Here is a 13,692-nt window from a genome sequence, read left to right as displayed (position 1 = left end):
CTCGTTGTAGTCGCGGCAAGAAGAGCAGGAAGTAACTCGGCTGAAATCATGGGGTAGCGATGTCGAAAACGCACGAGGGACGAATGGCGGCTTCGGGTCGGTGGCTGGCTGCAGGGGGAAGCGCCGCCCTAGCGCTTGGGGTCGTGGCCGCCGCTTGGTCCGCCACGCAACCGTCCTGGTCTGATTACCCTGGTACAGCCAAAGAGGAGGTTGTCTCGGTCGACTCCTCGACGCGCGAGGCGCTCCTTGAGGCCGCTGACCGTTTCTTAGAGACAGATCCCGATCGTGTCGGAAACTATGCCTTGGCCAGTGACAGGCCGGACCTGAGTCCGCGTGTGTTCTGTCATGAGGAATTCGTGGAGGTACGCCGGAAGAGCTCTCAACTACTGCTTGGGGTCGTGGCCGCGTGTGAGGAACTCGCCCGCTCTGGGACCTTGCTCGTCGGCGGCACCGGTTACCGGACCTCGCTTCTTCTGACCGTCGAGTCAGTCAATGGAGGCTTCACCGTACGGCAGGTGGGGGAACCTCTGGACGGGAGCCTGAACACCCCTTCGGTGCGTGAGATGTTCTCTCCCGAAGGAGCGCCGCGGGCGTTGGAACTGGCCGCCACAGGTTCGGACATGCACGATGTGGTCAGAGAAGAGGCCCGCGAGACCTTCGGCGTGCCCTCAGGCGCCGATGTCACGTACATCACCGACCTGGAGCGCACTTCCAGCCCTCGTCCGTAGTCCGTGGGCTCATCCACGTGACGGCCTCTGGCCGGTTCATCTATATGACGGGCATGACCCGCGCAGAGATCACTCTGTAGAAGCTTTGGGACGGCTGCGGAATCGGGAGACTCTGGCGTGTTGGCGGTTCGCCGAGTTGGAGAGAACCTGCGGAAACGCCGTCAAGATCATTCCGTGTATATTCTGCGGCCACCGGCACAGGGCTGCCTACAGCTGCACTCGGCTGCCTAGATGTGCTGAGGTGTGATCATGAATAGCTCTAGGTCGGGGGCTGTCGACTTGCGATGATCACTCGAATTCACCGCCCGAGCCCAATACAACCACCAGCGGCTGATTAACAGCTGTCCTATTGTGAGGAGATGCGTACAGTTGGAGTTGATCTTGCAGCGGAGGCGGTCAGGACCTCGGTAGCGTGGCTCGACTGGTCCGCGAACGGTGCCCGTGTCAGCGAGATTGAGATTCGGGCAGATGATGACTTGATCATTGAGGCAGTCATGGGCGCGGACAAGGCCGGTATCGATTGTCCCCTCGGCTGGCCGGATAAATTTGTTGAATTCGTCACGGCACACCGCGCTGGACACGTCGATATACCCAGCGACATTGCGGGACATAGTTGGCGGAGGAATCTCGCCCTCCGGGTCACCGACCAAGTGGTCTATGACCTGACCGGCCTCACGCCCCTGAGCGTCTCTGCTGATCGCATCGGCCATACCGCCATGCGCTGCGCGGGCCTACTGGCCGAACTTGCACGGCAAGGCCAGTTGGTTGATCGCCGTGGCAGCGGCATCGTTGTGGAGGTCTACCCCGCGGCGTCGCTCAACCGGTGGGAACTGCCCTACCGCAACTACAAACGTTCTTCGAATCTCGGCGGACTCGGGCGTCTGGTGGATGAGCTACAGGCAGCGGCACCGTGGCTTGACCTCGGCGCATACGAGCAGACCTGCCGAGTCTCCGACGACGCCACAGACGCTGTTATCGCCGCCCTCACCGCCCGTGCGTCGTCCCAGGGTCTAGTGACCGTCCCCGATCAAGAGCATGCCGACTCCGCGCGCACCGAAGGCTGGATCGCCCTCCCCACCACACCTCTACACAAGCTCCAACTGTGAAACGCAACAGGCGGCCAAAGAGTGCATCTGCTCCTGAGGTTCGTCATGCCGACGGTACGTAACCGTTGGGGCCCTTCGGGTGCGGACTAACCTTGCAGGGTGAGCATCACCGCCGGCAGCTACAGGTTAGGGCCTGAGTCTGGTCGGCTCTTCTTCAATACGACCCGTACCTGACTGGGGCGGCAACAATGCTCGGGCAGATGGAAGATGAGGTGCCCACGACCGTGCCAGGCGATCCGGGCCGGATCGAGCACGATGACATCCTTCAGAACTCGGCGCCCGCTGAAACGGATGGTGTACCTGTCCTGGCAAACTCCTTGGTGTATCTCCGGTGGCCGAGCAGATAGGTACCGCATGAGGCAAGACGAGGTATCGACGTGGGACGGCGTCACTCTGCGGTCGAGCTACAGCGACTGGGTGATCGAGGGACGCGACAAGCTGGCCGACGCGGCGCGTGACGGTGACTGGTCTACGGTCTTCGACCTGCTCGGAGAACACCCTGATTGGATCAACGGCGGCAGAGTCGGCGGCGGTAGCGGATACGCCCCGCTTCACCAGGTCGCCTGGCACGGTGCTGACGCCGACATTGCTCACCAGCTGGTTGCAAGCGGCGCCTGGCGCATGCTGCGCACGACTCAAGGAGAGCAGGCGGTCGACATCGCTGCCCGCATGGGACACCATCATCTCCTGGTACCGCTTACGCCGGTTATCCGCCACCAACTGCCGATCGATACCATGGGGTCGATCCAACGCCACTTTCACACGCTGATTCACGAGCGTGTCGGTGATCTGATCACCGATCACCAGTTACGCCTCCCCGAGCTGGAAACACTCACCGAGCAGCGGAACCCAGCCTGCTGGTTTGCCGTCCCCGGCATGTATGGCGGTTTCAGCTATCGACTAGAGCGAGCCGAACTGACCGTGGGAAGTTGGATTCGCATCGTTGGGGGATCGGGTCGGCGGCACATTATCGACGAACACGGTGCACGGCTCGTCGCCAAGGGTTTCGTCTGATCAACAGAATCCGGAACCCACGGCAGGCTCCTGCGCCTTACCCCTGTCGACCAGACGAGTGACCGCACTCATCTGCGATGTGGCCAATTCTGGCGAACCCATGCTTTGAACTCAGTAAGCTGGCGAACTTCCTCGCGGAAATGCGTAGCAGGAGCATTCGCGAGAAGGGTTTCGAGCCCCTTGCATAGCTTACTTACAAGGCCAACCCTTTTCAATGTCATCTCAGACTCTATCATCGCTACATATTGACTCGCCCGTCTCTTTTTCTCGCGAATCGCGTACCCTATCGGTTGATTGAGCTTGGCCGTACTACCAGTAGGCAGAACCATTGGTTTGACACCAGATGGTTGACCTGGGGATCTTCGGAGTTCGTTGAGTACTTTTTGCAAACTATTCAGTCGGTTAATAAAAATCCTGGTATCTCGGATCGATATTCCTTGAAAGAGTTCAAATGCCCTTCCATGTAGCTCGCGGGCGCGGGCAAGGTCGGATGACTTGAGTGCCGCGACCGCTTCAATCAGAACCCCATCCAGTTCGCTCGCCACTTCAGATTCCTTGACGAAATCCCGAAAACGCTGCTCTTCTTTTCTTAGCCTTTGGTCCGCCCACGTCTTATCCACTTCAGCAAGACGATCCACCACTGTGCTCGCTTCATCAAAGAGGCGCATCCAAGTGTCCGTATCATTTCGCTGTCGTGCCGTGTTCAAGTCTGTGAGGACTTTTTCCATGAGCAATCGTGCTTGGACCTGCGCTGGATCTCGAACTTCAGGGGGTATTGGCTTCTCTTGTGCGATATCTTCCACTTGCTGTGGCGCTCTCGATCGCTCGGCAGGAGCGTTTAAGTGTTCGCCTTCCGATGAACTTAATGCATTTCCGAGCAGACGTTCACAGGAGTTGATTTGCTCCCGTTCGGTCGCGAAACCAGGATTTTTTGCGGGAGGAAGAAGTTTTCTTGCCCGGGCCAGGAGTTTCCTCGCTTCTGCGAGGTGGGACGCATCGATTTCTTCGCGGGCCTGATCGAGGATGTCCCTTATCATTAAGCGGATCTGGTCGCTAATCCCTCTTTCGACCTTCTTCGCAGCCGGCGCAGAGCAGGTGGCAGCATCGATCCAAGTCTTGTGTTCCTCTATCCTCCTGCTTTCGAAGGGTTCGAATTCCGGTCGTAAGGATTTGATCCAAGCCATTTGGTCAATAATAGTCTCAACGGTCTTTATGTCTCCATCTTTCCGAGCCTGGTCTACCTGGAGTAGGAGTTTCGCAAGTTTACGCCGCACAGTTTGGCGGGAGGCGGCATGCGGGATCCAGGTTGAGGTCGTTTGGGCAGAATTGTTTCCGTTGCGCCCTTCATCGAATCCGGGAAGTAGGATTGCACCATCCAAGAGGCGGCATTCACGGAGGTCGAACCACTGGATTTCATTCTCACGGACAGAGGTTTGGCGCCCGATCTTGACAATTCGCCGATGGCCATCGCTAACGCATTTTATGCGGAGTGCAAATCCTTCGCGCCGCAGGAAATTGCGGAACAGATATTTGCTTCCCATTGAGAATGCTTGAACTCGTAGTCGAGCATTTTTTTCAGATCTATCCGGTCGTCCTGGTTCGTCGTCTCTGAGTTGGACGAAGATTGTTGGGTTGGCGCTGCTGCCTTTCGGTTTGATCTCCAAGGAAGTGTAGCCGCGACCCTTTGGGGAGCCGTGGAACTTTGGCGTCCAACTGAAGCGAGTCTGCTGTTGCAACCATTTGGTTAGATCTCTGTTGATGAACAGATGGTCTGCTCCGCCCTCGCCGAGGTCGGCCCGCGTGCACACGACAGGCGGGTGGTGCGCGAAGTGGCATACACGGTCGCCATATATCTTCCCTGTGAGTTGCTTTCCGCATCCGCCAAGGTGGACGCCACACCAGAAGGTATCCCTCGCGTGCTCTTTCCGGTAGCGTACGGCGTCCGCTTTATCCAACGGCATGAACGCAGGAATGAGCGAATCGGCGCGGCCGATCACCCCGGTCTGCACACGTCTCTTGTCTTCAGGCATTGAAGCTCCCAGGTGGATGCCATGCTTTCCGGTGTTCACCGTCGCTCCGGGGCCGGAAGGAAAGCGCTGAGGGAAGTCGACGCTGAACGGTGGGAAGCACGGGCGAGTCGCGTCCCCAAATGGTTACAAGCCAATGGAGGATCAGCCTTCCTTCAAAGGTCTCCATATGGCGGAGGAAGAGTTGGATAGCGGTCGGCTGGGCGTCCGGTGGGTAACCGTGTTTGGCCAGCAGTCGCTTAGTCATGGTTCGCAGCTTGGCACGGACGTCGTCGCGGTAGAGACAGGCTAGCGACGAAGGAGTCGTTGGCCATCGATAGGGCATCGAAGAGCTCGGCGTGCTCACCGATGTAGCGGCCGACGATCGTGCCCGTGCCACGGCTCATAATCACGATTGAGTGGCCCATAGCTTCGATGGGGTGCCGCTCGGCGGCATGTCGACGGGGTCGACTTGCGCTTCGAGATCTACAAGATAGCGGGTCAAGGGGTATTCCGAAACTGTGGGTGCTGACTTGCGAGAAGTAGGTTGCATGATTATCCCCAGAGGCCGAATTGCGCGGTTACCGAGTGGCTGTTGCTGAGGGACAATGTCGCTGCCTGGAGAGCAGCGAAAGCTGGGTTAGATCACGGGACGGGCACCTGGTCGTGATTCAGAGGAATAGGTCCCGGTTTCGTTTCCTGCAGGACGGGGCGAAGTGGGAGTAGAGCAACGGCCAGCAAGCAGTGGGGCACCTACCCCCACGAGCAAGTTGGGCTGCCATCCACCGGACAGGCCCAGGCGAGGATCGGGTCGCAGCCGCCGGTGGCGACCTGGGTACCGTGTTCAAGTGACCATCGACAGGGCCGACTCGTCGACCTGGGGCCCGCGCGTGACCCAGCCGGTCTTGCGGGCCGTGATCGCCGCGTGCCACATCGCCGGGCGGATCACCCCGTACTGCAGCAGCAAGAACGGCGTGCCCAGCAGCCACGTCGCCACCCTCGCCCAAGTGCGCACCTGCGGCCGCCGAAAGGCGTACCGGCTGCCGATAATGTAGGTCAGGCCCATCCCAGTACAGCGCACCCTCCCACGGGAACGGGCTGCCCGTCAGCGGTCCGATGACGAGCATCCAGACCAGGGTGACCGGGTTGAGCGCGCTCATGACCATGGCGTAGATCCGCCAGACGGTCGGCAGCGCTCGCAGGTTCGACACTTCCCACAGGGCGTAGATCCAGTACGACCGGTACCAGCGGGTCCGCTGCCTGTAGGTGGTGCGGATCGTCTCGGGCATGTCGGTGTAAACCCACGCGTCGTCGACCGCGACCGTCTGGCCCCGCTGCAGGGCGTAGTGGGTCAGGCGCCGGTCGTCGCCGACCGTGCCGCTGCTGAGGTAGTCGTCGAGGTTGTCCAGGACCAGGTCGGTCCGGTACAGGGTGAGCGCGCCCGAGCAGGGGGTAACCACGCCCATCCGGGAGCGGGCCGCCCGCTGGGTATTGCCAGCCACCGCGAGGCGCGCAGTGTGACAGTTGCGATCCAGCATCAGTGAGGCCGATTGTGGGTGGTGCCCAAGGTTGGATGTCTAGCGTTGAAGGTATGGGGCGAAGGCATTGGTACATCGCTGCTGTGCTAGCCCTGTTGGTGGGGGCGGGCGTGGTGGCGTGGCGAACATGGTCGGACACGTCTGTTGGGCAGTTTGACCCCGTCAGCGCAGTGATTGCTTTGGGTAGTTTCGCAGTTACTGAGGTTAAATCTCCAGGGTTAGGCCAGTTCGAAGGGCAGACCGGTCTCGTTGAAGAAGCCGGTGATGAGGTCGGGCCGGTATTGCATGCGTTTCAGCCGGGTCTTGATGATCGTGTTGAGGGCGTCCAGGCCGACGACCGCCAGATTGCCCAGCCCGTTACGCAGGTTGGCCCAGATCCCCTCGGCCGGATTGAGCTCAGGGGCGTAAGCAGGCAGCCGATAGACCGTCAGCCAATCGCGGACAGCGATGTACGACTGCATCGCGGCGCTGATGTGAGTGTTCAAGTTGTCCCACACCAGCACGATCGGCGCGCCGAGCTGCTGGTGGGCGGCATCCAGTAGATCGGCGTAGTCACGTTCGGCGAAGCTGCGACGTTCGCCTTTGCGGCCTCGGTGCAGCCGGACCCGGTAGATCAACCGGCTCCGAGCACCGGGCTTGCAGCAGAGAAGGCCCGCGATCGACACCCGGCCCGAGCCCTTGCCGGACACGGTCACGACGGGCGTATGCCCTCGCCGCGACCAGGTACGCGCCCGAGGCGGTCTCAGGATCTGACCGGCTTCGTCTTGGAAGCAGATCCACGCGTCCTGAGCCGCCGCCGTCCTTTTATCCGCTGCCACTGCTCGGTCTTCCACCAGGTGATCACCACCTCGTCGCGCTCAGCGGCCCGGTGCACGCTCATCTGCGGCGACCAGCCCATCCGATGCAGCAACAGCGACACCCCGCGCAGGCTGTAGCGGATATGAAACAGCCGGACGATCACCTCGGCGACCCGGGCCAGTGTCCAGCGCTGATCTTCGATCCAGCCGTGGGCGGCCGGCCCGGCCTTCAGTTCGGCCTCCAGTCGCTCCCGCTGTTCCTCGGTCAGCCGGCACGGCCACCCGGCCGGCCCTTTGGAGGCCAGAGCCGCGGTTCCCCCGGCCTGCCAGGCGCGATACCAGCGGCTGGCCGACATCGGCGAGACCCGCAAGCGCCGGGCCACCTCAGCCTGCGACGTTCCCTGAGCGAACATCTCGGCCGCGCGCAGCCGCACGGCCTCACGTCGCGCTCTGTCTTTGGCGGTCAATCCACCGCCTTCCGGATACCTCATAACTCCGGCATACCGAACACGAGGTCATCCAAAGGCCATAGATCACCGCCGATGATCTAACTCCCGGACTTCAACCTCAGTAGCGTTGCAGCACTCGCCTTTGCGCTACGGGCGCAGTATCACACAGACACAGACGTTACCGCTGCAGCCGCACGACTGGCGATCGCTGTCAACGAGGTCGAATCCGAGGCTCGCCGTCAACTCCTTGGCGGACATAATCGATCGATTGACGTGGATTTCGTGCTGAGATCCTCTCTGACCCGCAACATCACTGGTGCCGCGACCAAGGGCAGTTTGGGCAGGATCGTCGACTATTTCTGCGGTTTTACACCTAGCCGATTGGTGATCACTGGAGACCCTGGATCAGGCAAGACCGTGCTAGTTATCGAACTCATTCTCGCCCTGCTGAAGGGCCGGGCGGACAACGCCCCGGTCCCGGTGCGATTATCGGCGGCCGCTTTGGACACCAGTCGCCCGCCCGAGACAGCCGTGCGCGAGTGGCTTATCGGTCACTTAATTCAGACCTATCAAGTGCCTAAGAGCTCTGCCCGTGCGCTAGTCGCCGCTCGGATGGTGCTGCCGGTGATAGACGGGCTGGACGAGATGGACACCGCCAAGGACCCTAGCTATGCCTCCCGCGGTGCCCAAACCGTTCGAGCGTGCAACGCTTATCTTGATGGCGCCGCTAAGGCGAGTATGGTGCTCACTTGCCGCAGCCGCCAGTATCAGGCTCTGGAGAAATCTCACGAATGGGTGCGTGAGGCCGCGCATGTGGAATTGCGGCCAGTCGGACTGCCCAAGGCCCGCGCGTTTCTGAGCGAGCGTGTTAGCGACGATTCTCGTTGGCAATCGGTACTGACCGCAATGCGGCGAGGAGGTAACCGTCCATTAGCAGCTGCGCTGTCCACCCCCTGGCGGCTCACGCTTGCAGCTATGGTCTACGATCAGCGTGACCCGGAGACCGGTGCCTACCTGCGGGATCCTGGCGAGCTCACCATGGCGACTTTGGACACCCAGCATAAGATTCGTGACCATCTCCTGTCGCTGCTCATTCCGGCTGTCACTACGGTCAACCGCAGCCCTTACTCAGCACACCACGTCCACCGCTGGCTGAGCAGTCTGGCCCGCTACCTCAACGCCAATACGCCTACTGAAAGCCGCCCCATCCGTATGGTGGGTGGCCGGCCTCTTTCTGCTTACGACCTAGCCCTTCACGAGCTATGGCCTCTGGCTGGGGTGCGTCTGCCACGCGCCCTCACCGCAATTTTCTCGGCCCTTCCATCATTCGCCCTCGGAATCTACGTATACTCAACGAGCTCGCCACGTCCCGAAATTACAAAAATTTCGGTATCAATCTGCTTTATGCTCATTCAGTTCTGCATTACATGGACCTTTTTCTGGCCGTCCACATACAAGATAAGGCTACCGTCGTTGCTCACGCCCACCGGCCGATTGAGAGTCACGCTAGGAATTGCACTCGGTTTAATAGGGGGTCTCGCTTCTGCGGTCCTGTATAAAGCCACTGGTGATGCTTTAAACTGGTTGACGCTCACGCTTGGAAGCGGCCTCGGGGGCGGACTCTCTGTCGGGCTCATAGCCGGGCTTATGGCCCGAGACTACTCACCTACCAGACCACATAAAGTAGCTGGTTCGAGCATCGTGGCCGGGCTCGCCTCCGGACTCGCGATAGGGTTGATGTTGCTGTTGATCATCCTACCGACGGGCAAGCACGAAGACCTCACGACCACATTGGCTGTCGGACTCTTCGCGGGACTCACCCTCGGCTTTCTTCGCGGGCTCGCTGGCTGGCGATATGTGGCTCTTCTGCTCTGCACTCGACGGTGGAATACTGAGTGGTTGCCGTGGCGCCTCGGTATATTCCTGGATAGGTGCTACAAGATGGGCCTAATCCGCATCGCGGGCAGCGCCTATCAGTTCCGCCATCGCGAACTGCAGGAGTACCTAGCCCGCCTCCCGGCAGCGTAGGCGACAGAGGATCGCGCGGCACGCTTAGTTAGACCTATCATCCCGGGCTGACCGCGGCACGCTCGGCTATTCGATTTACCAGCTACCCCTGCTACTCGACCTCGGCGTGCCGCCCAGGTCGTCCGCAACATCGTCAGCCATAGCGAAGTGACCATGACCATCTACGCCCAAGTCTCCCTCGACGATAAGCGCAACGCCCTCGGCAAACTTGGCGATCATCCTGGATGATCATCATGTGTCAGTCGAGATCATCTCGATCAGTGGAAACTTGTCGAGGTGATCTTGGTTGTAGCGCACAATCTTCCGCATGGATGAATCTTGGGACGGTGATCCACTTGAGACGAAACCCTTGGCTTGGCCTTCCGCTGGGGCCGATCTCCGCGCAGAAGATGATGATTGGTGGTTTGTTGCCTCCATAGATTGGCAGCAGGGCCAGTGGAACGGGTATGTCGAAGGCTTCCGTCAAACAGCCAAGCTGATCTTTGATCGAGTAAGCGCGACGGGTCATGGCCAGGACGCCTTGGTATTTCCCTTTCTGACAGTCTGGCGCCACTACGCAGAGATCCAGCTCAAGTCCCTGACCCTCTATCTACAGGCATACGTGGGCAAGCCTGCAGAAATGCACGGGACGCATCGCATCGATGAGCTCTGGCGCGTGGCACGCGGCCTCCTTCAAGAGGCTAACCATGTGGGTGAGGCAGACGAACTGGAAAACGTACAGTGCGTACTGCTACAGCTGCATGACCTTGACCCAACATCTCAGCACTTCCGCTATCCAGTGAACAGGCAAGGAGCAAAGACGCTCAACAATGTGAATCGAATTCATATACGGCTCTTCCATGAAGCCATGGAAGAGGTGGCATCTTTCTTAGACGCAGCAGAAACCGGGATCTGCGACATGCTCGACACCCGATCGGAGTATGAGTCCGAGATGGATCGCGAGTGACGTTGCTGTCACTGAAGATTAAAAAGCACCGGTCCATGATCGGCTTAGAGCGATTGTCCTATTCAGATGAGGTGGTCAGGGGCGGGGTCGAACCGCCGACCTTCCGCTTTTCAGCCAGGCGGACCAATCACCCTGGTCGGGTAGCGAAGACCGTGGTTAGAGGGCGGCGGACGGTAGCCAAAGTGAGTCCATGTGCGGGGACGTTGCTGTCAGGGCTGCTGTCACCACTCATGCAGGATCATGACCTTCGCCCGCTACTGTCACCCGAGTCGATCTACCGTCGAGCGGCGAAAAACGGAGAGGCCACCATGGCGCAGGCACCGCATGCGGAGACACACCTCCCTGCGGGAGCACTCCGCGTCGGGGCAATCCTGGCCGCTTCCGGACCGGTCATCCTGAAAACCTCCAGAATCAGCGCGGCCGAGTTGAACGTCGGGATCTGTTGGGGAACCGAATCTGTCGTCCCCTTCCTCATGACGATGAGCCCAGGGTGGCAACTGCTCTCGTGGGCCGAACTCCTGCTGCCGGTGGTCCTGGCCGGTCTCTTGCTACGCGCCTCGCCACGGACCACAAGGCTGGGAATCGCAGCGATCTGTGCCGTCATCGCGTTCCGGTTGTTCGCCGTCTCCCTTCCGTCCGGCACCCATCCCCTTACCGGCCAGCCCTTTCCTGTCGATGAGCCCTGGCCGTCGATCGTCTGCTACGCCGCCGCCATCGTCGCGTTGCTCCTGGCCGCACGTTCGCCCCTGCCTCCGGCACGGAAGGGAATCATGCTCTGGGCGGCGGCCACGGTGGCGGCCGCGTGGACGGTCGGCCGCCTCGCTCTCCCACGTGGTGAGTTCACCTCCTTCGGCTGGTTCGCCTACACACCCCCTGTGGAACTGCTATGGAAACAACCCGGGGCCTGGGCCTGCAAGGCCGACGTGGACGGCGTGCTGATCGTGATCATCGCCTTGACCGCGGCGGCCGGCGGCGGCATCGCGAGTCAGACACGGCGCCGTATCGCCCTGGGGATCGGTGCGCTCCTCGCCCTCGCCACCTTCGAGGGGTTCGTGGCGGTTCTCATCGTCGCGGACGGCGAACACCTCACCGACGCGACCATGATGATCCGGTGGCACCTGCTGGCCGCAGCGGCGCTCGTTATCGCGACCACTTTCCGAGACCGAACACCATCGACCGACCCTGAACCGCCTCACCCGCTATAGAGGGGGACCGGAGAACGGTGAAGACCCCTTCATTACGAGTTAGAACACGACCGTCCAGGACCGTCCACGGTCGTCTTCCGGGCCTGTTCGAGAGGGTTCTACGGGGTCCCTCGATCCACGACCGTCCAGGTCCGTCCAGACCTGTTGTTAGCGCTGGTGTTAGCAAGATCACCAATCGTCGGAGTCGTAGGTCTCGGGGTCGTGGGCGCTCTCCCAGATCGCTTCATCGGTCTTGGCGGCCTCGCGCTGGTGCTGGCGGTTCTGGTACTCGGGGGTGCCGGCGGTGTTGGCTCTGGTGCGCATGAACTTGCCTTGCTGCGCCCGGAGTGCTCGCTCCTCCTGGGTGACCTTCAGCGTCTTCCCCTCTTTCGTGGCCGCGGCTCGCTGGGCGTCGATTTCCCCTTGCTTTCGGCGGACCTCAAGTTCCTTGGCGCTCGGCTTCGCGGGATCGGACTTGGCGGGCTGGTGCCGCTTCTGAGACTTCCCCATACCCGTATCGTGAAGAGACCACAGCCCGGTGGCGAGCCTTCGTCAGGCGCTTGTAGCGCATCAGTGAGCGGGTTTGAACCGCTCGGTCATCTGCTCTTCCACAAGATCTCCATCGCCTGGAGCACGTCCGTAACCACATAGTCCGCCTCGTGCTCCTGGCCCGGCCACGTCCCCCGGTCGACCCAGACCGTACGAAGGTCGGCGGCCCGCCCCCCGCCGATGTCGGCGATCAGGTGATCGCCTACCATCCATCCCCCGTCGGCCAGAGCCATGCCGCACCGCTTTGCGGCAATCTCGAACAGGCCCACATCGGGCTTACGGGTGCCTTCGAGTCCAGAAAGCGCGTAGGCGTCGACGGCCTCAGCCAGTCCCGTCCGCTGGATCTTGCCGAGCTGGTTGTCCGCGGTTCCGTTGGTGACAATCGCCACCTTCCAGCCCGACACACGGAGTCGAGACAGACCACCCATCACTTCAGGTCGACAGTGAAGCTTTTTCATCCCCTTGGCGGCGGGTTGCTGGTCACAGCATGATCGCGGGCCTGGCGTTCGCCTGACGACGTAAGAAACCCCTGGTAGATGGATTGATCACCACAACCAGATCCGTCTCAACCAGGGGCTTCGGATGCTTTTCTATCGTGCTGCTGCCGATTTGTCGCGTTCAACGCTGAACTACGTCGCCGGGTTGATCCGCCGGCATCGCAAGGCGATCGGGTCGGCATGGCGGCTGCTCAACCCGGGGCAGCAGGCGTTGCTGGTGCTGGTCCACCTACGCAAGGGCGAGACGTTCACCGAGCTCGGGGCCGGTTTCGGGGTATCGACAGCGACCGCGGGGCGGTATGTGGAGGAGACGGTCGCGCTGCTGTCGGCACGCTCGCCCAAGCTCGGCCAGGCGCTGCGCAAAGCCAAGCGGGTCGGGCTGCACCACCTGGTCCTGGACGGCACACTGATCCATACCGACCGAATCAAGGCCGACAAGCCCTACTTCTCCGGCAAGCACCGCGTGCATGGGATGAACGTCCAGGTCATCGCCTCGCCGGACGGGACGATCCTGTGGACCTCTGGAGCGTTGCCCGGCAAAGCCCACGATCTGAGCGCCGCCCGCATCTGGGGCATCCTGCGCGCGCTGGAGCAGGCCGGGATCATCACCCTGGCCGAAAAGGCATATCAGGGAGCCGAGGGCCCGGTTCTCACCCCGTACAAGGGCAAGAACAAGCCCGAGTCCCAGAAGCAGGCAAACCGTGCCCACGCCAAGCTCCGCGGACCCGGCGAACGCGCGAACGCGCAGCTGAAGCGAGGTTGTCCCGTAGCTCGTAGAACTTGATGTGGCGGTCCCCGCCTCGCGGCCTACCTGATGGTAGGTCTCGAGCAACTACCACATCACTCCGAG

General features: G+C 61.1%; 13 protein-coding genes, 1 tRNA gene and 2 pseudogenes. 8 read left to right on the top strand and 8 right to left on the bottom strand.

Features of this window, described 5'->3' with window-relative positions; all coding sequences use genetic code 11:
* Positions 1-515: 515 nt before the first annotated feature.
* The 3 genes from AB0B96_RS30005 (at position 516) to AB0B96_RS29995 (ending at position 2,848) form a co-directional block, all read left to right on the top strand.
* A complete protein-coding gene (locus AB0B96_RS30005; protein ID WP_362903987.1) occupies positions 516-728 on the top strand; it encodes a hypothetical protein in 213 nt (70 codons plus the stop codon).
* Positions 729-1,087: 359 nt separating this feature from the next.
* On the top strand, positions 1,088-1,834 hold the full coding sequence (locus tag AB0B96_RS30000) for a DUF429 domain-containing protein (protein ID WP_362903985.1): 747 nt from the start codon (positions 1,088-1,090) through the stop codon (positions 1,832-1,834).
* Positions 1,835-2,188: 354 nt separating this feature from the next.
* Entirely contained in the window at positions 2,189-2,848 is a 660-nt protein-coding gene (locus AB0B96_RS29995; RefSeq protein ID WP_362903983.1) for a hypothetical protein, read from the top strand.
* 68 nt (positions 2,849-2,916) lie between these two features.
* Here AB0B96_RS29995 and AB0B96_RS29990 read toward each other — a convergent pair whose 3' ends face one another.
* Entirely contained in the window at positions 2,917-4,878 is a 1,962-nt protein-coding gene (locus AB0B96_RS29990; RefSeq protein WP_362903981.1) for a hypothetical protein, read from the bottom strand.
* Positions 4,871-5,200, bottom strand: a complete 330-nt coding sequence (locus AB0B96_RS29985) for a type I restriction enzyme endonuclease domain-containing protein (RefSeq protein ID WP_362904175.1) — start codon at positions 5,198-5,200, stop codon at positions 4,871-4,873. The genes AB0B96_RS29990 and AB0B96_RS29985 overlap by 8 nt, the downstream gene beginning before the upstream one ends.
* Positions 5,201-5,702: 502 nt before the next feature.
* Between AB0B96_RS29985 and AB0B96_RS29980 the strand changes: the two genes are divergently transcribed.
* The gene (locus AB0B96_RS29980) at positions 5,703-5,909 is read left to right on the top strand and encodes a hypothetical protein (RefSeq protein WP_362904177.1); all 207 of its coding nucleotides are present in this window, start codon (positions 5,703-5,705) and stop codon (positions 5,907-5,909) included.
* A 75-nt stretch (positions 5,910-5,984) separates the two neighbouring features.
* On the opposite strand, the pseudogene AB0B96_RS29975 reads toward AB0B96_RS29980, so the two are convergent.
* The 3 genes and pseudogenes from AB0B96_RS29975 to AB0B96_RS29965 form a co-directional block, all read right to left on the bottom strand.
* Positions 5,985-6,392: pseudogene (locus tag AB0B96_RS29975) on the bottom strand (glycosyltransferase family 2 protein); the annotation flags it as partial.
* A 218-nt stretch (positions 6,393-6,610) separates the two neighbouring features.
* Positions 6,611-7,210: a transposase gene (locus AB0B96_RS29970; RefSeq protein ID WP_362903979.1), complete on the bottom strand. Its 600-nt coding sequence runs from the start codon at positions 7,208-7,210 to the stop codon at positions 6,611-6,613.
* Entirely contained in the window at positions 7,135-7,623 is a 489-nt protein-coding gene (locus AB0B96_RS29965) for a winged helix-turn-helix domain-containing protein (protein WP_362903977.1), read from the bottom strand. The genes AB0B96_RS29970 and AB0B96_RS29965 overlap by 76 nt, the downstream gene beginning before the upstream one ends.
* Positions 7,624-7,911: 288 nt before the next feature.
* Between AB0B96_RS29965 and AB0B96_RS29960 the strand changes: the two genes are divergently transcribed.
* Both AB0B96_RS29960 and AB0B96_RS29955 read left to right on the top strand, forming a co-directional pair.
* A complete protein-coding gene (locus AB0B96_RS29960; protein WP_362903975.1) occupies positions 7,912-9,666 on the top strand; it encodes an NACHT domain-containing protein in 1,755 nt (584 codons plus the stop codon).
* A 307-nt stretch (positions 9,667-9,973) separates the two neighbouring features.
* Positions 9,974-10,612, top strand: a complete 639-nt coding sequence (locus tag AB0B96_RS29955; RefSeq protein ID WP_362903973.1) for a hypothetical protein — start codon at positions 9,974-9,976, stop codon at positions 10,610-10,612.
* Between the two features lie 72 nt (positions 10,613-10,684).
* Here the strand turns inward: AB0B96_RS29955 and AB0B96_RS29950 are convergent.
* Positions 10,685-10,745 (bottom strand) — tRNA-OTHER (locus AB0B96_RS29950).
* A 346-nt stretch (positions 10,746-11,091) separates the two neighbouring features.
* Here AB0B96_RS29950 and AB0B96_RS29945 point away from each other — a divergent pair.
* Complete coding sequence (locus tag AB0B96_RS29945) at positions 11,092-11,817, top strand: hypothetical protein (RefSeq protein ID WP_362903971.1); 726 nt, start codon at positions 11,092-11,094, stop codon at positions 11,815-11,817.
* Between the two features lie 168 nt (positions 11,818-11,985).
* Here AB0B96_RS29945 and AB0B96_RS29940 read toward each other — a convergent pair whose 3' ends face one another.
* A complete protein-coding gene (locus tag AB0B96_RS29940; RefSeq protein ID WP_362903969.1) occupies positions 11,986-12,306 on the bottom strand; it encodes a hypothetical protein in 321 nt (106 codons plus the stop codon).
* Between the two features lie 86 nt (positions 12,307-12,392).
* Entirely contained in the window at positions 12,393-12,803 is a 411-nt protein-coding gene (locus AB0B96_RS29935) for an HAD family hydrolase (RefSeq protein WP_362903967.1), read from the bottom strand.
* A 124-nt stretch (positions 12,804-12,927) separates the two neighbouring features.
* Between AB0B96_RS29935 and AB0B96_RS29930 the strand changes: the two are divergent.
* A pseudogene (locus AB0B96_RS29930) lies at positions 12,928-13,596 on the top strand (transposase family protein); the annotation flags it as partial.
* Between the last annotated feature and the right edge of the window lie 96 nt (positions 13,597-13,692).

The organism is Streptosporangium sp. NPDC049046 (genome assembly GCF_040649155.1).
GTDB lineage: Bacteria > Actinomycetota > Actinomycetes > Streptosporangiales > Streptosporangiaceae > Streptosporangium.
Note: the sequence above shows the minus strand (reverse complement) of the source record. Positions and strands in the feature narration are given on the sequence as shown.

Excerpts from the sequence above, each read along its gene's own strand:
- AB0B96_RS29945 (WP_362903971.1), top strand. The coding sequence starts at position 11,092 with ATGAGCCCAGGGTGGCAACTGCTCTCGTGGGCCGAACTCCTGCTGCCG.
- AB0B96_RS29990 (WP_362903981.1), bottom strand. The coding sequence starts at position 4,878 with ATGCCTGAAGACAAGAGACGTGTGCAGACCGGGGTGATCGGCCGCGCC.
- AB0B96_RS29985 (WP_362904175.1), bottom strand. The coding sequence starts at position 5,200 with ATGCCCTATCGATGGCCAACGACTCCTTCGTCGCTAGCCTGTCTCTAC.
- AB0B96_RS29955 (WP_362903973.1), top strand. The coding sequence starts at position 9,974 with ATGGATGAATCTTGGGACGGTGATCCACTTGAGACGAAACCCTTGGCT.
- AB0B96_RS29995 (WP_362903983.1), top strand. The coding sequence starts at position 2,189 with ATGAGGCAAGACGAGGTATCGACGTGGGACGGCGTCACTCTGCGGTCG.
- AB0B96_RS29935 (WP_362903967.1), bottom strand. The coding sequence starts at position 12,803 with ATGAAAAAGCTTCACTGTCGACCTGAAGTGATGGGTGGTCTGTCTCGA.
- AB0B96_RS30000 (WP_362903985.1), top strand. The coding sequence starts at position 1,088 with ATGCGTACAGTTGGAGTTGATCTTGCAGCGGAGGCGGTCAGGACCTCG.
- AB0B96_RS29940 (WP_362903969.1), bottom strand. The coding sequence starts at position 12,306 with ATGGGGAAGTCTCAGAAGCGGCACCAGCCCGCCAAGTCCGATCCCGCG.